Annotated in this window: 13 protein-coding genes; 5 read left to right on the top strand and 8 right to left on the bottom strand. The window is 62.3% G+C overall.

The window, feature by feature from the left end:
* The first annotated feature begins 14 nt into the window (after positions 1-14).
* Together IE079_RS01660 and yfbR are read left to right on the top strand one after the other, a co-directional pair.
* On the top strand, positions 15-2,738 hold the full coding sequence (locus tag IE079_RS01660) for a DUF748 domain-containing protein (RefSeq protein WP_189571846.1): 2,724 nt from the start codon (positions 15-17) through the stop codon (positions 2,736-2,738).
* Complete coding sequence (yfbR, locus tag IE079_RS01655) at positions 2,735-3,340, top strand: 5'-deoxynucleotidase (protein WP_189571843.1); 606 nt, start codon at positions 2,735-2,737, stop codon at positions 3,338-3,340. Before IE079_RS01660 ends, yfbR begins: the two co-directional genes overlap by 4 nt.
* Here the strand turns inward: yfbR and IE079_RS01650 are convergent, their stop codons facing one another.
* On the bottom strand, positions 3,341-4,447 hold the full coding sequence (locus IE079_RS01650; RefSeq protein WP_189571840.1) for a GGDEF domain-containing protein: 1,107 nt from the start codon (positions 4,445-4,447) through the stop codon (positions 3,341-3,343). It abuts the gene before it with no gap.
* 406 nt (positions 4,448-4,853) lie between these two features.
* Between IE079_RS01650 and IE079_RS01645 the strand changes: the two genes are divergently transcribed.
* Both IE079_RS01645 and IE079_RS01640 read left to right on the top strand, forming a co-directional pair.
* Entirely contained in the window at positions 4,854-5,954 is a 1,101-nt protein-coding gene (locus IE079_RS01645; RefSeq protein WP_189571838.1) for an efflux RND transporter periplasmic adaptor subunit, read from the top strand.
* Positions 5,954-9,100 carry an efflux RND transporter permease subunit gene (locus IE079_RS01640; RefSeq protein WP_189571836.1) on the top strand — a complete coding sequence of 1,049 codons (3,147 nt, stop codon included), beginning with the start codon at positions 5,954-5,956 and terminating at the stop codon, positions 9,098-9,100. The genes IE079_RS01645 and IE079_RS01640 overlap by 1 nt, the downstream gene beginning before the upstream one ends.
* 215 nt (positions 9,101-9,315) lie before the next feature.
* On the opposite strand, the gene nirD is transcribed toward IE079_RS01640, so the two are convergent.
* From nirD to IE079_RS01610, 6 genes are all read right to left on the bottom strand, one after another.
* Positions 9,316-9,684 (bottom strand): nitrite reductase small subunit NirD, encoded by a 369-nt coding sequence (gene nirD / locus IE079_RS01635; RefSeq protein ID WP_189571834.1) that lies wholly within the window; start codon positions 9,682-9,684, stop codon positions 9,316-9,318.
* A gap of 175 nt (positions 9,685-9,859) precedes the next feature.
* Positions 9,860-12,379, bottom strand: coding sequence for a nitrite reductase large subunit NirB (gene nirB / locus IE079_RS01630; protein WP_189571832.1), 2,520 nt, complete (start codon positions 12,377-12,379; stop codon positions 9,860-9,862).
* Positions 12,380-12,415: 36 nt separating this feature from the next.
* On the bottom strand, positions 12,416-13,636 hold the full coding sequence (locus IE079_RS01625) for an NAD(P)/FAD-dependent oxidoreductase (protein ID WP_189571830.1): 1,221 nt from the start codon (positions 13,634-13,636) through the stop codon (positions 12,416-12,418).
* A gap of 335 nt (positions 13,637-13,971) precedes the next feature.
* Positions 13,972-14,802, bottom strand: a complete 831-nt coding sequence (locus IE079_RS01620; protein ID WP_227712290.1) for an ABC transporter ATP-binding protein — start codon at positions 14,800-14,802, stop codon at positions 13,972-13,974.
* 190 nt (positions 14,803-14,992) lie between these two features.
* Positions 14,993-15,988: an ABC transporter permease gene (locus IE079_RS01615; RefSeq protein WP_189571825.1), complete on the bottom strand. Its 996-nt coding sequence runs from the start codon at positions 15,986-15,988 to the stop codon at positions 14,993-14,995.
* 32 nt (positions 15,989-16,020) lie between these two features.
* Entirely contained in the window at positions 16,021-17,376 is a 1,356-nt protein-coding gene (locus tag IE079_RS01610; RefSeq protein ID WP_189571822.1) for a CmpA/NrtA family ABC transporter substrate-binding protein, read from the bottom strand.
* A 604-nt stretch (positions 17,377-17,980) separates the two neighbouring features.
* Here IE079_RS01610 and IE079_RS01605 point away from each other — a divergent pair.
* Positions 17,981-20,674 (top strand): nitrate reductase, encoded by a 2,694-nt coding sequence (locus tag IE079_RS01605; protein WP_227712243.1) that lies wholly within the window; start codon positions 17,981-17,983, stop codon positions 20,672-20,674.
* Positions 20,675-20,687: 13 nt separating this feature from the next.
* On the opposite strand, the gene IE079_RS01600 is transcribed toward IE079_RS01605, so the two are convergent.
* A complete protein-coding gene (locus IE079_RS01600; protein WP_189571818.1) occupies positions 20,688-21,383 on the bottom strand; it encodes a hypothetical protein in 696 nt (231 codons plus the stop codon).
* Between the last annotated feature and the right edge of the window lie 198 nt (positions 21,384-21,581).

Here is a 21,581-nt window from a genome sequence, read left to right as displayed (position 1 = left end):
AAGGAGTGAATGCAGTGACCGAAACTGCCCAACGCAAACCGGCTTACCGCCGCTGGTGGTTCTGGCTGCTGGTTCTGGGGCTGGTCTATCTGGTGACCGGTTTTGGCCTTATCCCCCTGTACCTGTCCTCCGCCATTCCGGAGCGTTTCCAGCAGCATCTGGGCTGGTCTGCGGAGGTCGCCGACGTCGGCTTCAATCCCTTTACCTTTTCCTTCTCGCTGGAGGCGCTGTCCGCCACTGGCCCATCGGGCGAACAGGTTCTGGAGGCGCAAGCGATCGAGCTCAACCTGGGGCTGTTCGATCTGGTGCGCGGCACGGTGCATGTGGAGCATCTGGAGCTGGACAATCCGTTCCTGCGGGTCGACCTGCTTGAGAACAACCGCATCAACCTGATCGAAGATTGGCGCGAGCAGCAGAGCGCCAGTGATGCCGACCCCGATACCGAAGAACAGGCACCCTTCGCCGACAACGTTGTGTTCGATGAAGTCGTGATCAACGGTGGACGGCTTCTTTTTCGGGACTTCACCGAAGATGCCGAGGGTGAGTCCCGGGAATTTCTGATCGACTCCCTGGAGCTCACCCTGCTGGACGTGACCAGCCGGGAGAGCGCCGAGGCCGGAGAATACAGCCTGCAGGCGGTGATGGACGAACAGGTGCTGGACTGGAGTGGCACCCTCAACCTGGATCCGCTGTGGTCCAACGGCCGCCTTGCCCTCAGCAACGTCTCGGCCGAGACCGTACAGCATTGGCTGGGGCAGTATCTGCCCTGGTCCCTGCAGGACGGGCGCATCTCTCTTACCGCCGCGTTCCAGCTTGCCTTTGATGACCAGGGCCTGGCGCTGGCAACGCGGGAAGGGGAAGTGACCGCCCGCGGCCTGGCGCTGACGGACCCCGGTCAGCCGGAAAGCACCCTGGCCAGTGCCGGCAATCTGTCCCTGAATGGTGTGTCGTTCAACCTGGAAGGGCCTGAACTGGTGGTTTCCAGGGTGCAGGGGGAGGCGCTACACCTGAACGCGGTCATGGGGAGTGACGGGCAACTGAACCTGACCCGCCCGTTACAGGGCCCTGCCGCCGGGGAGGACGGAGATGCCGGGGGATTCCGGTGGTCGGTAGGCGATCTGGCAGTCAGCGGCAGCACCATCGACTGGCAGGACAATCGCCCGGCCACGCCGGTACAGCTGGCGCTGGAGGATCTGGAACTGAACCTGGGTGCCATGACCGAGCAGCTTGAGGAGCCCGTCAGCTACCAGGTTCGAACCAGCCTCGATGAAGGTGGCAGTGCCTCCGCCAACGGCCAGTTTACTCTCCACCCGCTGACCTTCGAGGGTGGCATCAACCTGGATCAGGTAGTTCTGGCTCCGTTCAACGGCTATTTACAGCAGTTCAGCCAGATGGACATCCGCGACGGCACGCTCAACCTGGCCGGCAACATCGATATCGATGTCCAGGATGATCCCCTGACCGGTACCTTCAGCGGACGGGGCAGTGTCAGTCACTTCAACGGCCAGCTTCCCGATGAGCCGGAGCCAGTGGTCACCTGGCGAGAACTGCGGCTGGATCCCATCGAATACAACTTTACGCCAGCACGACTCGAGATCGGCACCATGACGGTGTCCGAGCCGGAACTGAACGTGATCAACTACCGTGACCGGCCCCACAATGTCACCCGCCTGCTGCAGCCTGCCGAGGCAACTGCGGACGATGATCAGGCCGACACTGAACAGGAGCGGCAGGGCATTATCTTCCGGCTGTCCCGGATGGACATGGCCAATGCCGAGATCCGCTATACCGACCAGACGCCCCGGCCGGCCTTTACCAGCCGGCTCCATGACCTCACGGCTACCGTTTCGGGCCTGAGCAATGTCACGCCGCAGCAGGGGCAGTTCAGCATTAGCGGAATAGTGAACGACTCTGGTGAACTGCGGGCGGATGGCACCATTGCCACCCTGGGTACCGACGACCGTTCACGGTTCGACGTGACCCTGGACGGCCTTTCGATGCCGGTCATCAGCCCCTACTTCGGTTTCTATCTGGGTTATCGGGTGGATGGCGGCAGACTGTCAGCCGATGGCACCTACAATCTCTACGGCAGCAGGCTGGAATCGGATACGACGCTGGTTCTGGATCGCCTCGAACTGGGGGAGGCTGTGCAAAGTGACACCTCCATCACAGCCCCGGTCAAACTCGGTCTGACGTTGCTCCGTGACAGCGACGACCGGGTCACTCTGGATATTTCGGTGAATGGCAACCTGGCGGACCCCGAGTTCAATCTGGGGCCGGTGATGATGAAGACCCTTCGCAGTGTGCTGGTAAAGGCGGCCATGTCGCCGTTCAGCCTGCTGGGCTCGGTGGTCGACCTGGCCGGATTCTCACCGGACGAGCTGGGTGAGGTGGCGTTCATGCCGGGGGAGACAACCCTGGTAATGGGGGAATACACCAAGATGGAAAAGGTCGCCGAGGCACTCAAGGTCCGCGACGGTCTGGTCCTGAACATCCGGGGCCGGGCGGTGGAGAGTGTCGATATGCCGGCACTGGAAGCAGACCTGGCGGAGGATGAAAGCCTGCAGGAAGGGGCTCTGGATGCTCTGGCCGCGCAACGGGGTCAGTCGCTCAAGCGCCTGCTGACAGACGAGTATGGCGTTACCGCCGAGCAGATTTTCCTGCGGGCCCACGAGGTGCAGCCCGGTGAGGGCGAAGCCGATCAGGTGGCCATTGAATTCCAGCTGGAGGCACGATGAGCCGCCGGCGCGCCAGTCATTTTTTTGCCTATATCGGTCGCCTGCGGTGGATTCGCCGCTGGGGGCTGATGCGCAACGCCATCGACGAAAACGTAGCCACCCACTCCTGGGAAGTGGCCACCATAGCCCATGCCCTGGCGGTCATCCGTAACCGGGAGTGCGGCGGTAGCGTCAACCCCGAGACGGCCGCTACAGCGGCCCTTTACCATGACGCCACCGAAGTGATCACCGGCGACATGCCAACCCCGGTGAAGTATCACTCCGCCGTCATGCGGGAAGCCTTCAGGGATATCGAGCACAAGGCGTCGGATGAGTTGCTGGCCCTGCTGCCGGAGCATCTGCGTGAGGACTTTGCACCCTACATTCAGGAATCCCGCTGGGACAGTGATGTGGCGGAGCTGGTAAAGGCGGCTGATCGTCTGTCGGCGCTGCTGAAGTGCGAGTCCGAGATCCATGCGGGCAACCGGGAATTCGAGCCGGCGGCGCGGCAGATACGCCAGCGTCTGGAGCAGGACAATCTGCCGGAAGTGGCTTATTTCCTGGAGGTCTTTGCCCCCGGCTACAGTCAGCCGCTGGATCATCTGCTGGGAGGCCAGGATTAGTCAGGCCGCCAGAACCTGGTTGCGGCCACCGTTCTTGGCCTGGTAAAGGGCCTCGTCAGCCCGCTTGAAGGTGGATTCCAGGGTTTCCCCTGTCTGGTGCAGAGCCACACCCTGGGAAACCGTGACCCGGTAACCCTCCGGCAGGGCCTCGAAACGGAGCGCTTCCACGGCACGCCTGATGCGATCGGCAGCGGGCACGGTCATCTCGGGTGTGGTTTCCGGGAAGATGATCAGAAACTCCTCCCCGCCAATGCGCCCGATGTAGTCGCCCTTGCGAATGGCGGCTTCAATGGTCTGGCTGACCTTGCGCAGTATCTCGTCCCCGGCCTGATGGCCATAGGTGTCGTTGATGCGCTTGAAATGGTCGATGTCCAGTACGCTGATGCCCAGTGCCTTGGGGCCGGCGGATTGCCGTTCGCTGCGGGCCACTTCCTTCTCGAACTGTTCCATCACGGTACGGCGGTTGGGCAGGCTGGTCAGCGGATCGCGGGTTGCCAGTTCCACCAGTTCCAGGTTGGCATGCTTGAGGTCCCGATTGCGAATGCCAAGCTCCTGGCGCAGGTTGGAAATAAAGCTGCCAAGGTAGGCGACAATGGACAGTACCGAGCCATAGGCGAACAGGGTGACCGCTTCCAGAGGCCAGTAGACATATTCCGGTTTCCTCCAGGTAAGCAACACTACCAGGCCCAGATAGCCAAGCCAGTACAGCCAGGCGATGGTCAGCATCTGACGTCGATTGAGGGCCAGGGTGCCGAACATCAGCCCACCTGCGCCCAGCAGCAGGAAAACGATGCGTCCCTGGGGCAGGGCGACAAAAAACATGACATAAAGGGTAGGCACGATGGGCCAGAGAATTTGGGTCATGGTCATGCTGGGATCGCGGAAGCGAAGGTTGATCCCGAACTGCAGCATCAGCACCAGCACCGTGCCGATCAGGATGCTGCTGGCAAGGAATACCATCGCCGGCGCAAGGGGCAGGAACCCCCCCAGATACAGGCCGACTACTGCGAGCGTGGTGCAGCCGTGGTTGGCAAAGCCCCAGGCCATGCGTTTGAGGCGCAGCGCCTGGACACGCTGAATCCGCTGTTCAATGGTTTCTGCCGACATGTCTTCATCTGACCCTGGCAAGAAGTCCGTGTAGTAGAGCAGCGGGCCGTTGTTACCCGGCACGGTATCTGAAACACAGACTCTCGACTCGGTTCTTATAGTGTTGTTTTAAAGTGCGCCAAGATTATCACGAATTTCGTCGATTGAGGCGCTACTTGATTACAAATGCCACCCCAAAATCCTACAGATCCATTAATTCGGGGATAGATGAAGTCCTTATCAGTAGGCGAGCAAATCACCCGGACGGGACATAATAACTGTAGCAGAGTTGTATAGGTCTGGAAGCGTCGGCGCTTCGTAGCATTGGCGACACGTTGCCATTACAGTCAGTATTACAGGGCAACGGCCTGAAATCATTGCGCACGCCCGGGCACTCAGGGGTTTCTTTGACCGACGGGAGAGGGATATGCCCAGACACTCCAGCCACTGCCACAGGGTCTGCCGCGGCCTGGTGGTTTTTGTTTCCATTATGGTGACCATGGCGGTGGCAGCCCAGGATATGCCCGGGGTACAGCTGTCGGAAGTCATCAAGCGGCCAGTCTTCGAAGAAACCCGCCTCAACGGCACCGTCAACGCCATGAGGCGTTCCCGTCTGTCTACGTCTGTGGCGGGTCTGGTAGACACCGTCAGTGTCAATGTCGGCGATACCGTTGCCCAGGGCGAAAGGCTGATCAACCTTGATGACGAACAGGCCCGTTACGAGCTGAGCAGTGCCCGGGCCCAGCAGCAGGAGGCCCAGGCGAGTCTGGAGGAGGCCCGGCGGCGTTTTTCCGAGGCTCAGTCGGTAGGGGCGGGGCGCAATATTGCCGCCACCGAGATCCGCGCCCGGGAGTCGGCAGTAGCTGTTGCGGAAGCGGCGCTGGCCCGTACCAGGGCCGAGGTCAGCCGCTATCGCACGGCTCTGGAGAGGCACCGTATCGAAGCGCCTTTTGCCGGTGTGGTCAGCAGCCGTGGCAGCGATGTGGGCGAATGGGTCACCCCGGGCGATGAACTGATGACCCTGGTGGATCTGGATAATCTGCGGCTCGACTTCCAGGTGGCCCAGGCTTATTTCCCCAGGCTGGATGACGACTCGGAACTGTTGCTGGTTTCCGGCCCGGCCGGAGATGAGCCTGTACCCCTGACCATTGCTTCCCGGGTGCCGGTTACCGATGCGGCGTCCAGAACCTTCCTGCTGCGGGCGACGGCTCCGGACGACGTGCCGTTGATGCCGGGCATGGCCGTTGAAGCAGTATTACGGGTCAGTACCGGCGCGCAGGGACTGACCGTTTCCCGGGACGCCATCAACCGCTACCCCGAAGGCCGCGTAACGGTGTGGATTGCCGAGCCGGCAGAGGAAGACGACCGTTACACGGTTACTGAAAAGCGGGTGCAGACCGGATCGGGATTCCGCAACCGGGTGGAAATCCTCGACGGCCTGGAGGCCGGTGACCAGGTGGTCTCAAGGGGTAACGAGTCGCTGAATGAGGGCATGACGGTGCGTATCTCCCGGCGGGAGGCCCGCTGATGTTCGCAGCGGTGATACGCCATGGCACCCTGGTGACCGTGGTCACCCTGATCATCGCGATCCTGGGTGCGGCAGCGGCCCTGCGCATACCGGTGCAGATGATCCCGGACCTGGAAACCCGCACCGTCACCGTGGAAACCAGCTGGCCCGGGGCCACACCTCAGGATATCGAGAAGGAGATCCTGATCGAGCAGGAGCGTTTCCTGCGCAATGTGCCCAACCTCAGCCGCATGACCGCTACCGCCGGCAGCGGCAGTGCCGAGATCGAGCTGGAATTCCCCTTCGGTGTCGATATCACCGAAACCCTGATCCAGGTGAACAACGCCTTGAGCCAGGTGCCTTCCTACCCCCGCAATGTGGACGAACCCCGCATCGTGGCGGCATCCTTCTCCGCCAACGCCTTCATGTACTTCCGGGTGTCCACACTGCCGGACAATCCCCGGGAACTGGACATCCAGTTGATGCGGGATTTCGTGGAAGACCGGGTGCGCCCGCGCATGGAGAGCGTGGCGGGTGTGTCGGAAGTCACCGTGGGCGGCGGCGCCAGCCGGCAGATGCAGATACGGGTGGACGAGTCCGCTCTGTCCCAGCGCGGCCTGACCCTGCTGGATCTGCGCAATGCCATCACCAGCCGTAACCAGGATGTGTCCGGGGGCGAGATCGAGTCCGGCAAGCGACGTTACCTGCTGCGAACGGTGGGCCGGTTTGACGACATTGAGGCTCTGGAGGCCCTGGTGGTGGCCCGTCGCGGTGACAGCGTGATCCGGCTGGCAGACGTGGCGCAGGTGAGCCAGGGCCCGTCCCGCATCAGCGAACGCTCCATCATCAATGGCCAGGAGACCCTGGGCCTGCAGGTGCGTCGTGAAAGCGGCTCCAACGTCATCGACATCAAGTGGGCCATGCTGGAGGAAGTGGAGGCCATCAACCGGGAGCTGTTGGAGCCCGCCGGCATGGAACTGGCACTTACCGCCGATGATGCCCGCTACGTGGAAGCCTCGGTGGCCAATGTGTGGACCAATCTGGGCATCGGCGCGGTGTTTGCCACCCTGGTCATGTTCCTGTTCCTGCGCTCCGCCAAAGCCACCTTTGCCGGGGTGGTGGGCATCCCCCTGTGTGCCATTGCGGCATTTATCGGTCTGATGATCACCGGGCGCACCATCAACGTGATCTCCCTGGCGGGCATTGCCTTTGCCATCGGCATGACCGTGGACAATTCCATCGTGGTGCTGGAGAACATTGAACGACACCGGCGGCTGGGCCTGGATCGTTTCGAATCGGCCCTGAAGGGCGTGCAGGAGGTATGGCCGGCGGTTCTGGCGTCCACCATGACCACCATGCTGGTGTTCCTGCCGATCCTGTTTATCGAGGAAGAGGCGGGGCAACTCTATTCCGACGTCGCCATCGCCATTTCCGCCGCCATCCTGGCCTCCATGCTGGTGGCGGTGACCCTGATACCCACACTCAGCGCGCGGCTGGATTTCGGTAAGCAGGGGGCGCAGACGGACGAGCATGGCAACGTGATCACCGGAGGCTGGGTGGCCGCGGTCATGGGGCTGGTTCGCTGGCTGGTGGCCTCACCGGCAAGAAGGCTGGTGGTGATTCTGGCCACCATCGGCGTGAGCCTGTGGGTGATCCTGTTCCTGACCCCGCCGGCGGAGTATCTGCCAGAGGGTGAGGAACCCAAGACTTTTGCCTCCATGAGCGCGCCACCGGGCTATAACCTGGCGGAAATGAGCGCCATTGCCGAGCAGGTGGAGGACCACTTCCTGCCCCACGTGGATGCCGATGGCGAGGCCTATGCCAGCGGTGAAACCCGGGTGCCGCCCATGGCCTACCTGAACATGCAGGTGTCACCCACCGGGTTGCGCATCATAGCCGAGACCCTGAATCCGAACCATATCGAAGCCCTGATGGACGAGATCACCCGATTCTACCGGCTGTTCCCCGGCATGCGGGCCTTTGCCGCCAAGGGCTCTATCATCTCCAGCAACGACGGCGGCACCCGCAGCATCAACCTGGATATCTCGGGGCCGGACCTGGTGTCCATCTATGGCGCGGCCAATGCGGCCTATGGCCGTGCCCGTGAGATTTTCGACGATCCCCGCATCCAGAGCCAGCCCTCCACCCTTACCCTGGCCCAGCCACTGATCCAGGTACGCCCGGACTGGGACCGGGCTGCGGAGCTGGGCCTGGGCACTGAAGCCATCGGCTTCACCGTGTCGGCGATGACCGAGGGCGCCTATGTAGACGATTTCTTCCTCGATGACGACAAGATTGATATCTACGTGTATGGCAGCCAGGGCCGGGACACGGAGCTCTCCCGACTGCCGGATATCATGGTACACACGCCCACCGGCAGCACCCTGCCCCTGTCGAGCCTGGCCACCATCGAGGAAACGGTGGACACCAGCCAGGTGCGCCGGGTGGATGGCCGCCGCACGGTCACCCTTAACGTGATTCCGCCGGGGGATGTCCCCCTGGAAGCCGGAGTGGAGCGGGTGCGTACCGAGTTGCTGGACCACATGCGTGATTCCGGGGCGCTACCCTCCAACGTCAATGTGGATATCTCCGGCGCCAGCGACCAGCTCAATGCCACCCGCGATGCCCTGACCGGCAATTTCATTATTGCCCTGGCCATCGTCTACCTGTTGCTGGTGGCCATTTTCGCCCACTGGGGCTATCCGCTGCTGATCATGACCGCCATTCCCCTGGGTGTGGCCGGTGGTATCGTCGGTCTTGTGCTGATGAACGTGGTGGGTGGGCTGCTGCCGAAGATAGGCCTGCAGCCGCTCAGCCAACCATTCGACATGATCAGCATGCTCGGCTTCCTGATCCTGATGGGCACGGTGGTGAACAACCCCATCCTGGTGGTGGAGCAGGCCCGGCACAACCTGAGGCAGAAGGGCGTTGATGTGGTGGAGGCGGTGGTTGCCGCGGTGCAGACTCGCCTGCGGCCCATCGCCATGACCACGTTGACCACCATCTGCGGGTTGTCACCGCTGGTGTTCCTGCCCGGCGAAGGCACCGAGTTGTATCGGGGTGTGGGGGCCATCGTGTTGTTTGGTCTGATGGGAGCGGCTACGGTGACGGTGACGTTTTTGCCGGCACTGACGGTGTTTGTGTTGGGGTTTCGGCGGAAGGCCTGACCACTCCGCCTATGTTCCTCGTGGCTGGAGTATGGGGGGTGAGGCGGAGCCGTGGATTTGTTTCTTCCGGAAATCGAAAACTCGCTGCGCTCAGACAACGATTCCCTGCAGAAACAAACCCCCGGCTCCACCTCCTCTGGCCTTGGAGGGGCTTTTGGAAAAAGCACGGAAGCCGTTGAAGGGGAAAGCCGGCTTCCGTGCCTATGCGCTGAGGATCAGGCTGCTTCGACCAGGGTCTTTGCCTTGCTTACCTCAAGCCTTACCGCTTTCCCGTCCAGCAGCACTCGATAGGTCCTCACTTTCACGCTGTCGTCTTCCAGGCACTGGCCGGTAACCAGGTTGAAGTGTTGCTTGTACAGCGGTGAGGCCACCACTGGTTCGCCCTTCAGGTCACCGGTGATGCCCCGGGCCAGCACATTGGCGCCACTGAACGGGTCGGTGTGGCTGATGGCGAACAGCGCCGGCAGACGGTGGGGGATATAGAAAATGGCCACGGGGCCCTCCGGGGTCCAGACAGCGATGCCGGATTCAGGTACCAGGTCGTCGACGGTGCAAACGATGTCCCATTGGCTTGTGGTTCTCATGATGATGCTCCTTGTTTCAAAAATGTTCACTGTCTGATGCTGCCGCCCCGGAGTTGTGGCGGCTCCGGGAGTTTTTTTCTGCAGGGAATCGTTGTCTGAGCGCAGCGAGTTTTCGATTTCCGGAAGAAAAAGACTCCCGGGGCCGGCGCAACGGATTCCCGGCGGACCCGAATGTTCAGGCCGGCTCGGCGTCAGTCTCAAGCAGGGGCCGCCGCTGATCCCGCTCGGTAGTCCACACCTGAACCGGATCCTTCTTCTCCGGCGCATTCACGAATTCGCGGAAACGTTTGCGCTTCTCCGGATCCTCCACAGCGGTCTTCCACTCACACTGGTAAGTGCCCACCAGATCCGCCATGTGCTGTTCCAGCTCCTCACCGATACCCAGGCTGTTCTCCAGAACCACCTCTTTCAGGTAGTCCAGGCCGCCTTCCATGTTTTCCATCCACACGCTGGTGCGCTGCAGACGATCGGCGGTGCGTACGTAGAACATCAGTACACGGTCAATGGTCTTGATCAGCTGCTCGTCATCGAGATCGGTGGCGAACAGGTCCGCATGACGGGGGCGCATGCCACCGTTGCCGCAGACGTAAAGGTTCCAGCCGTTCTCGGTGGCGATCACGCCGATGTCCTTGCTCTGCGCCTCGGCGCATTCCCGGGTACAGCCGGACACGCCCATCTTGACCTTGTGGGGCGCGCGCAGGCCCTTGTAGCGGTCTTCCAGGAAAATCGCCATGCCCGTGCTGTCCTGCACACCGTAGCGACACCAGGTATTACCAACACAGGATTTCACCGTACGCAGGGACTTGCCGTAGGCGTGGCCGGTCTCGAAGCCAGCGGCGATCAGCTTTTCCCAGATTTCCGGCAGCTCGCTCAGGGTGGCACCGAACAGATCGACCCGCTGGCCGCCGGTGATCTTGGTGTACAGGTTGTACTCCTTGGCCACCTCACCCAGCACGATCAGCTTGTCCGGGGTGATCTCGCCACCCGGTACCCGAGGCACGATGGAGTAGGTGCCGTTCTTCTGCATGTTGGCCATGAAGGTATCGTTGGTGTCCTGCAGGGGCACATGGTCCGTGGCCAGGATGTGCTCGTTCCAGCAGGTGGCCAGGATTGAGCCCACCGCCGGCTTGCAGATATCGCAGCCATGGCCGCTGCCGTGCTGTTCAATCAGTGTGCGGAAGGTGCGAATACCATTGACCTTGACGATGTTGAACAGGTCCTGGCGGCTGTAAGGGAAGTGCTCGCAGATATCCTTGCTGACTTCCACGCCGCGCTTTTCCAGTTCGCTGTCCACCACGTTCTTGAGCAGGGCGGCACAACCGCCACAGCCGCTGCTGGCCTTGGTTTCACCCTTCACGGCACCCAGGTCCGTGGCGCCGGCGTCGATGGAGCAGCAGATGTCCCCCTTGCTGACGTTGTGGCAGGAGCAGATCTGCGCGGTGTCCGGCAGGGCGTCCGGGCCCAGGGTGGGGGCGCCGCCCTGGCTTTCCGGCAGGATCAGGGATTCCGGATTTTCCGGAAGGTCGATGCCGTTGAGGGCGTACTGTAGCAGGGTGTCGTAGTGGCTGTTATCGCCCACCAGAATGGCCCCGAGAACCTTCTTGCCATCCTCGCTGACCACCATGCGACGGTAGTGCCCCGCCTTCTCGTCATTGAAGCGGATGTTGCGGGCGCCCGGGGTATTGGCGTGGGCGTCGCCAATGGAACCTACATCCACGCCCAGCAGCTTGAGCTTGGTGCTCATGTCGGCACCGGTGAAAGCGGCCTCTCCGTCGCCATTCAGGACGGCGGACAGGGTGCGGGCCATGGTGTAGCCGGGGGCCACCAGGCCAAAGATCTGCTTGTTCCACAGGGCACATTCGCCGATGGCGTGTATGTGTGGGTCCGAGGTGGTGCATTGATTGTCGACGACAATGCCGCCGCGCTCGCCAATGTCCAGCTCGCACAAGCGGGCCAGGGCGTCCTGGGGGCGGATGCCGGCGGAGAAGACGATCAGGTCCGTCTCCAGGAAGTCGTCGTCGCTGAAGTTCATGCGCAGGCGACAGTCTTCGCCGTCGACAATGCCGGTGGTGGCCTTCTCGTTGTGTACCTGAACCCCCAGCTCCTCGATCTTGTTACGCAGTACGGCGCCGCCGTCCTCGTCCAGCTGCACCGGCATCAGGCGCGGGGCGAATTCCACCACGTGCGCGTCCAGGCCCAGGCTCTTGAGGGCATTGGCCGCTTCCAGGCCTAGCAGGCCGCCGCCGACCACCACACCGGTTTTGGCGCCGGCCGCACAGGCGCGGATGGCATCCAGGTCGTCCAGGGTGCGATAGACAAAGCAGTTGTCGTTGTCCTTGCCGTCAATGGGCGGCACGAACGGATAGGAACCGGTGGCCAGCACCAGCTCATCGTACTGGTAATTGCCCTTCGCCGTGGTGACGGTGCGAGCCTCCCGGTCAATGCCGGCGACCTGCTCGTGCAGGTGCAGGTCGATGTTGTTTTCCGTGTACCAGTCAGCGGTGCCCATGGCCAGGTCGGCGTGGGTAGAGCCACTGAAGTACTCGGAAAGATGCACGCGGTCATAGGCCAGCTGCTTTTCTTCACCGAACACGATGACGTTGTAGTCATCGGCTGCGGGGGAGGCGGCAAACTGTTCCAGGAAGTGGTGGCCTACCATGCCATTGCCGATCACGATCAGGGTCTTGTTACTCATGGTTCTGTCCTCTCTCAATATCTCGAATTCTGTTGTTCAGGCCGCTTGTTGGCAGTACTCGGGGCCGAAGGCGAGGTTGGCCCGCCAGGGGGTCATGTCATGGCCCAGCTCGATCTGCTCGGCGTACCAGGGGCCGTCGGTGGTGTCGCCAAACAGCACCGTGCCCACCAGGCGACCATCGCTCAGCAGCAGCCGGCAGTAACGGTTGTGCTCATAGTCGTGCCAGACAATGGATTCGGTTTGTCCGTCCTCACCGGTCTGGCCGCAGGAAAAAATCGGGATACCACTGATCTTCAGTCGGGTAGGCTGGCTGGCGGACTGGAAAATCTGGTCGCTGGCAGGCTCGCGAAGAACGCCTGCAAGAACCTGTGCCTGCTGATAACCCGGGTCCACCAGGCCAAAAGTCTGGCCATCGATTTCGCAGCACTCACCCAGGGCGTAAATGTCCGGGTCACTGGAGCGCATCCGGCGATCCACCTGAACGCCACGGCCACAATCGAGGCCCGCCGTACGGGCCAGCTCGGCGTTGGGGGTAATACCGGCGGCGGTAATCACCAGGTCGGTGCTGATCAGGGTGTCATCATCCAGCTGAACGGCCCGTACGCAGCGCTTGCCCAGCAGGGCCGTGGGTGAGTGGCCGGTACGAATGCTCAGGCCGCGTTCTTTCAGGCTATCGGCCAGCAGTTGGCTGCCGGTGGTGTCCAGCTGGCGGTTCAACAGGTGCGGATTGCGATGCAGTACGGTGACGGCCATGCCGCGACAGCGCAGGCCTTCGGCGGCCTCCAGGCCGAGGAAGCCACCACCGATGACCACGGCCCGGCCATGGCGCTTGCTCAGCTCGATCAGCCGGCGTGTGTCCCGCAGATCCCGGAAGCTCAGCACACCGTCCAGGTCCTCGCCCTCGATACCCAGTGGGGCGGGACGGGCGCCGGTGGCCAGTACCAGGGTGTCGTAGTCGAAACTCTCGCCGCCGGCGATCTCGACCCGTTTATTGTCACGGTCAATGCCGGTCACCGGGGCGCCGTAGTAACGCTCGATACCTGCGGCATCGAACCAGTCGTCTTCCTTCAGGCGGATCTGTTCCAGGGTGGCATCACCAGCCAGTACGGACGACAACAGCACGCGGTTGTAGGCGGCGTCCGGTTCTGCACCCAGCACCACGATCCGGCTGAACGGGTGGCCGCCGTCGTGCAGCTGCTCCAGCAGTCGCTGGGCCACCATGCCGTGTCCGCAAATTACCAGTGTGTTCGAGTCCATAAGGCTGCTCCCGTTAGGTTCCGGTTGGCTCTGGCGGGACCAAAAAAAGCCGGAGCATCAGGTCTCCCGAGGGAGAGCGATGGTCCGGCGCCAATGCCAACAACGATGTTCTGTGGGGCCGGCGGCCCCTGGATGAATGGTCCGGCCGGTCCATGGCCGGGACGATCATCCGTACCTGAGTTAAAGCGAGTACCGTGCCAGCATTAATTAATCCTTTCAGTTCATAAGGATAAGATGTTTCCGGGGTTTTTCGGCCGGGGCAGCCCTGCCCTCTGAACGTTCACCACCCGGTTTTCTGCACCGATATCGAACACACCAGTGACTTTTGCGGGACACTAGGCAATCGCCCGCAATCCACGGCGACTGTCGCTGTCTGCCTCATCATCCCGGGTATCGTCCTTCTTCTGCGCCTGATCCGGGAAGCGCTGCTTCTCATAGAGGAACGACATCACGGCCTGACGGTAATGCACATAGCCCGGGTCGTCGGCCAGTGTCACCCGGTCCCGGGGACGGGGCAGCTCAATGGCCAGGTCCTCGCCCACCGTGGCGGCCGGCCCGTTGGTCATCATGATGATCCGATCCGACAGCAGCACCGCCTCGTCCACATCGTGTGTAATCATGATCACCGTGTTGTTCAGATCCTTCTGGATCTCCATCAGCGAGTCCTGAAGATGCGCCCGGGTCAGCGCATCCAGCGCCCCGAACGGCTCATCCATCAGCAGCACACTGGGCTTCATGGCCAGCGCCCGGGCGATGCCCACCCGTTGCGCCATGCCCCCGGAAATCTCCCCGGGGCGCTTGTCGATGGCATGGTCCATATGAACCAGCGCCAGGTTGTGCAGAATCCACTCCTTCCGCTCTTTCCTGCTCATGGACTTTCGGAACACCTGCTGCACCGCCAGCTCCACATTCTCGTACACCGTCAGCCAGGGCATCAGCGAGTGATTCTGGAACACCACCGCCCGCTCGGGCCCGGGCGTTGTCACCTCATGTCCATTGAGGACACAACCGCCCTTAGTGGCGTTAAGCAGGCCGGCGACGATGTTCAGCACGGTAGACTTGCCACAGCCGGAGTGGCCGATCAGGGAAACAAACTCCCCCTTGTTGATTTTCAGGTTCAGATTGTCGAGGGCGACAAAGGGGCCAGATTGGGTATCAAAGGCCATCTGGACGCCTGTCAGTTCTAGATGCGACTTACTCATTTCGTTCTCCCCAAAGTTGGAGGAGCAGTGGGTGGGGAAGTGGTTTGCCGGACCGTCGAAAAGAGGGACCTTTTCGACGAGCCTACATGGACGTATTTACGGTGTGTCCGGCAAACCACTTCCCCAGCTACTGCGGCGTTCTCCATACCAAAAGTTATTCGTTCCAGGCCACCTTGCGCTGAATCAGCAACATGCCCCGATCCAGCAGGAACCCGATAAACCCGATGGCTAGCACCGCCACCATGATCCGGCTCAGGGATTCACTGCTGCCGTTCTGGAACTCATCCCACACAAACTTCCCGAGGCCGGGGTTCTGGGCCAGCATCTCCGCTGCAATCAGCACCATCCAGGCAATCCCCAGAGACACCCGCAGTCCGGTAAAGATCATCGGAATCGACGACGGCAAAACCACCTTGCGCACATGGGTCCAGAACGACAGCCGCAGCACCTTCGACACATTCACCAGATCCGGATTGACCGCCGCCACCCCGAAACTGGTATTGATCAGCGTCGGCCACAGGCTGCACAGGGTCACCGTAAACATCGACGTCAGGAACGCCTTCTCGAACATCGGGTCGTCACTGACATAAGTGGCAGACACCACCATGGTCACCAGTGGCAGCCACGCCAGCGGCGACACCGGCTTGAACACCTGGATCAGCGGATTGATCGCCGCATTCACATGCCGGTTCAGCCCGATCACAATGCCCAGCGGCACCGCGATGACCGTTGCCAGGAAAAAGCCCGCCAGCACCGTCACCAGACTGGTGCCAATCTGATCAATAAACGTGGGCGCCCCCGGGTAGCTGCGGATCTTCACCTCCGCATCCGGGTTTTCGGCCAGGATGCGCTCGTTACGCTGCTCCTGCATGGTCACGTACTTGTCCGCCCGCGCCCGCTGGTCCAGGTGCTCCTGCCACAGGGCCCCGGTCTGTTCGGCCACATCGGCCGGCCCCGGAAAGGCGCCCAGGGAGGTCTGAACCTGGGGTGCAGCCACCTGCCAGAGACCGGCAAACACCACAATGCCCACCAGCGGCAACAACAGTTGCTGCGCCCGTGAGGCCAGCTGACGCGGGTTGAAAAAGTCCGCCAGGGTGGCCAGCCAGCGGCCGGCCAGAGTGGATGGATTGGTTTGGCTCAGGGTGCTCATAGCCGTTCTCCCTTAATCTGGGTTCAGTGGCTTCAGGGCGACTCTTTGCCCTTCAGCCCGATATCAAAGCTGTCGATGTAGGCGTTGGGCTCACGGGGCGTGAAGGCGACGCCGTCGATCAGCTCACCCTGGTGAGGTCGCACAAAGTTCTCCGCCTCCAGATCCGGGAACTCGTCGGCTGACAGGGTGCCGTCCTCGATCAGCGAGCGGGCGGCCTCCTCGTAGATGTCAGCCCGGTACACTTCCCTGGCGGTCTTCATGTACCACTCGTCGGATTTGGCCTCCGGAATCTGGCCCCAGCGACGCATCTGACTCAGATACCAGATGGCATCGGAAGGATAGGGATAGGTGGCGAAGTAGCGGAAGAACACATTGAAGTCCGGTACCTCGCGCACATCGCCCTTTTCGTACTCGAAGGTGCCGGTCATGGAGTTGGCGATGACTTCCTCATCTGCTCCCACATAATCGGAGCGGGCCAGCAACTTCACCGCTTCCTCCCGGTTGGCGTTGTCGTTCTCATCCAGCCAGTGGGCAGCACGAATCAGTGCCCGCAGCAGCCTCACGTGGGTGTTGGGGTTTTCCTCGGCCCACTCCCGGGTCACGCCAAACACCTTTTCCGGGTTGTTGGGCCAGATCTCATAGTCGGTGATCACCGGTACGCCAATGCCCTTGAACACCGCCTGCTGGTTCCAGGGCTCACCAACGCAGTAGCCCTGGATCGTGCCAGCCTCCAGGGTGGATGGCATCTGCGGGGGCGGCGTCACGGACAGGTGCACGTCGGCCTGCAGGGTGCCGCTGGTATCGCCTCGTTGGGGGGCGTAGTAGCCGGGGTTCAGGCCGCCGGCCGCCAGCCAGTAGCGCAGTTCATAGTTGTGGGTGGAGACCGGGAACACCATGCCCATGCGGAAACGCTCGCCCTGGTCGCGATATTGCTCAACCACGGGCTTCAGAGTGCTGGCGCTGACGGGGTGTTGTGGTTTGCCGTCCTCATTGTCTGGGATCTGCTGTTTCATCGTTTCCCAGACATCATTGGAGACGGTAATGCCGTTGCCATTCAGATCCATGCTGAAGGCAGTGATAATGTCGGCCTGGGTGCCGTAGCCAATGCTTGCGCCCAGCGGCTGACCCGCCAGCATGTGGGCGCCGTCCAGCTCACCGGTGATGACACCGTCGAGTAGCACTTTCCAGTTGGCCTGAGCCTCCAGTTCCACGAACAGGCCTTCATCGATAAAAAAGCCCTGCTCCCAGGCCACCGCCAGAGGCGCCATGTCCGTCAGCTTGATAAAGCCCAGTTTCAGGTCCGGCTTCTCGGCCGGGCCAATCTCTGCGTGAGCAGTGCCTGTCAGCCCCAGAACCAGGGATGCGGCCAGTATCAGATTCCGTTTCATTGCTTCCCCCGAAGGTCTTTCCGTTTGTACTCGCAAAAAAAAACGCCTGTCCCCCGGTTTTCAGAAGGACAGACGCCAATGTCTGCAGATCAGTCAGAATGTTTCGAAGCGGTCCACGCCATTGGGACCGTTCCTGGTCAGACCCTTGCAGCTCCCATGCCAGTTATTAATTCTCTTTTTTATCAGAAGGTTGCAGTTTCTCGGCAGTGAATCGGCACGACATGGGCTGTAGGTAGCGGTGCGTTTTCGGGCGTTATGCACCAGCGATGGGCGGACAGGCATCCGCAAAGGCAGGGGAATCCACGTCAATTCGCCGGTATACCGAGCGGGCTGACGCCCACAACCGACTGTGGTGCCGTCAGTTTGGCGGTTTTCCTGTACCCGATACCCGGCAGCAGGCCTCCGTGGACCCATTATTGCTTGATCGCTGGCAGCACATTATCGGTATCCCGCCTGGCGCGTTTTCAGCAGGTGGGGCCACAGCGGGCAACGACGCCCGGCTGGTCTGTTTCCGAGTCCTGGCTCCGACCGGATTTCGTGAGAAGCATGCCAGCCGGGTTTTTTTGTGCCCCGTCCATCAATACAGGGAATTTGCGGAGCGACCGTGAGCAATCAGACGCTACAACAACCCCGTCGAACCACCTGCCCCTATTGCGGAGTGGGTTGCGGCGTGATGGCAACCCCCCACTCTGGTGACCGCGCCGGCGACAGCCCGCCGGTCGCCGGAGACCGCGACCACCCGGCCAACTACGGGCGGCTGTGTGTGAAGGGCTCCAGTCTTCATGAAACCACCGGCAGCGACGTGCACACCCTCTACCCCCGGGTGCTGGGCAGACAGGTTTCCTGGGATCGGGCGCTGGACGAGGTCGCCGGTGCCATTCGTGCCGCGATGGAAAATCATGGCCCGGAATCGGTGGCCTTCTACCTGTCCGGTCAGCTGTTGACCGAGGACTACTACGTGGCCAACAAGCTGGCCAAGGGCTTTATCGGCACGCCCCACGTCGACACCAATTCACGCCTGTGCATGTCGTCGGCGGTGGCCGCCCATAAACGGGCGTTCGGCGAAGACGTGGTGCCGGGCTGCTATGAGGACCTGGAGCTGGCGGATCTGCTGGTGCTGACCGGCAGCAACACCGCCTGGAACCACCCGGTACTGTATCAGCGCATGAAAGCGGCGGATCGCCCCGGGCGCCGGGTCGTGGTGATCGATCCCAGGCGGACCGCCACCGCCGAGCTGGCGGACCTGCACCTGGCCCTGAAGCCGGGCACCGACACGCTGCTGTTCAACGGCCTGCTGGTGTGGCTTGCGGATACCGGGGCCCTGGACCACGACTATATCGGGCAACACTGCAACGGCTTTGACGAGGCGCTTGATGCGGCCCGCCGCAGCGCCTTTGCGCCACAAAAGGTAGCGGAGGCCTGTGACCTGCCGGAGCAGGATGTGGTCACCTTCTACCGCTGGTTTGCCGACACGGCGCGGACGGTGACCGCTTTCTCCCAGGGCGTCAACCAGAGCTCGGCGGGTACCGACAAGGGCAACGCCATCATCAACTGTCACCTGGCCACCGGGCGCATCGGCCGCTCCGGCGCCGGACCGTTTTCCCTGACCGGTCAGCCCAATGCCATGGGGGGGCGGGAAGTGGGTGGCCTGGCCAACACCCTGGCGGCTCATATGGAATACGATACGCCCGGCGCCCGGGAGCGCATTGGCGAATTCTGGAACACCGACCGTATTCCGCATGCGCCCGGGCACAAGGCGGTGGACCTGTTCGATGCGGTGCATCGTGGCGAGATCAAGGTGCTATGGGTCATGGGCACTAACCCGGCGGTGAGTCTGCCGGATTCCGATCATATCCGCGAGGCCATGAAACACTGCCCGGTGGTGATCGTGTCCGACTGTATTGCCCAGACGGATACCACCGAACTGGCGGATATCCTGCTACCAGCGGAAGGCTGGGGCGAGAAGGATGGCACTGTCACCAACTCGGAGCGCTGTATCTCGCGCCAGCGCCGGTTTCTTCCAGCCGCCGGCAATGCCCGGGCCGACTGGCGCATCCTGGCAGACGTGGGGCAGCGGCTGGGCCATGATGATGCCTTTCGCTGGTCCAACGCCGCCGAGGTGTTCCGGGAGCACGCCCGACTGTCGGCACTGGACAATGACGGGGCCCGGCAGTTCGACCTCTCGGCGCTGGCGGATCTGACCGATGAGGAATACGAGCAACTGGCCCCGGTGCAGTGGCCGGTAAACGGAGAACACCCCCATGGTCGTGCCCGGCTGTTTACCGATGGCGGTTTCAGTACCGGTGATGGCCGCGCCCGCTTCGTGCCGGTACAGCCCCGTATGCCGCAAACGCGGCCGGAACACCCCGGCGAAGTCATTATCAACACCGGCCGCATCCGCGACCAGTGGCACACCATGACCCGCACGGCCCGCTCCCCCCGGCTGGTACAGCATCGATCGGAGCCGTTTATCGAGCTGCACCCGGACGATGTGGCGCAACTTGGCCTTGAAGCCGGTGGTCTGGCGCGACTCACGGGCCGGGATGACAAGGGGTCTTTCCTGGGGCGGGTCCGGGCCGAGCCGGGGCAGCGGCCGGGGGAGGCGTTTGTGCCCATTCACTGGAGCCGCCAGTTCAGCCTTGCCGCACTGGCCAGTTCGCTGATTGCTCCGGTCACCGACCCCGTCTCCGGGCAGCCGGAGTCCAAATATGGCGTGGTGTCTGTCAGGCCGGTTCATGCCGCCTGGCATGGTCGTCTGATTCGGCCCCGGTCGGCGCCCGGTGGCTGGCAGGCAGACTACTGGACCCGGGTGCCCCAGGCCCACTGTGATGCCTGGTGGCTGGCTGGCTGCAAACCCGTGGCCTGGCAGCGGCAGGTTACCCGCTGGCTGGGTGGTGCCCCGGATCTGGTGCTGGAGGACAGCGCCTCGGGACTCTATCGCGCCGCGAGGCTTCAGGACGGGCGGTTGCAGGGGGTGTTGCTGGTGGCCCGCCATGCCGATGAACTGCCGGATATCAGCTGGTTGTCGTCCCTGTTTGACGGGCGGACCCTGAACGGTCAGGAACGTCGGGGGCTGCTGTCGGCCCGTGATGTGGACGTGGCGGATACCGGGCCACTGGTGTGCAGCTGTTTCGGGATTGGCGAGTTGCAGATTGAGGCAGCGATTCGTGATGGCGCCAGGGATGTGGAAACCCTGGGCCGGCAACTGAAGTGCGGCACCAATTGCGGGTCCTGCGTTCCGGAGCTCAGGGAATGCCTGGCGGTTGCCACGGCGGAACCGGCTGAGGCCGCACCCTGACGCTGTTCCGGGTTCAGCCGGATTCCAGCATGACAAAGGGCACCCGGAATCGCAGCCCCCGGGACGCGCCGGTGCCCTCCACGGTGCAGGTCCGGCGGTTGACCTTGAGGATCTCTCCCTCCCGGGCGGCCCGGCCCTTGCCGAACCGCACCTGATCCCCTTTCTGCCACTGCCCTGCCTGCTGTTGCTGGCAGGGCATGGTCATCGCCCTGTCGTCCAGAAACAGGCCCTGTCGTCTGGCCAGGCCTGCCAGGTGACTCCGGGTATGCTCTGCCAGCCCATCGCCATTGAGCTGGTCCAGTATCTGGTAGAAATGGTGGTTGTGCACCGAACCGTGGTAACGCTTGCCGGCATGCTGTTGCAGCAGGTGGGCAAACTCGTGGGTGCAGGTATGGGCCAGCAGGTTCAGCACCGAAATCTCGCCGCCAAAGTAGCCCCGGCTGCGTATCTCGCGGGTGGACAGCCAGCTGGCGGCGGTATCCGGCGCCTGCTTCGCCATGACCATGCGAACGCCATAGGTGATCAGGTGACGCTGATAACGGTGATCATAGCGATGATAGGTGGCACGCCCGGACCCGGTACGGCACTCCAGGTCGGCGCGGGGCCGTGTCTGGCGTACCCGGTCACGATAGCGGGACCAGAGGGTGTCGCGGGTGGTGTCGCACATCAGTCGGGCGATGGCCCGGCTTGCTTTCGGATCAGGTGTCATGTGGGTACTGCGCTGATTGACTGGTGTCCCGTCTGGCTAATTCCTTAATCTAATGCTTGTCTCTGAGGACTCTGACCAAGGCGCCAGTCTGCAGGTGTGGTGGTTCCACATCAAGGACTGGCAACACAGGCTCAGAGTCCTCAGAGGCAAGCCCTTCGGGAGCTTCTGAGAAGCCGAATAGCGTCGTTGTGCTGTCTC

The organism is Marinobacter zhanjiangensis (assembly GCF_014651935.1).
Classification (GTDB): Bacteria; Pseudomonadota; Gammaproteobacteria; order Pseudomonadales; family Oleiphilaceae; genus Marinobacter; species Marinobacter zhanjiangensis.
This window is presented reverse-complemented; position numbering and strand designations above follow the sequence as displayed.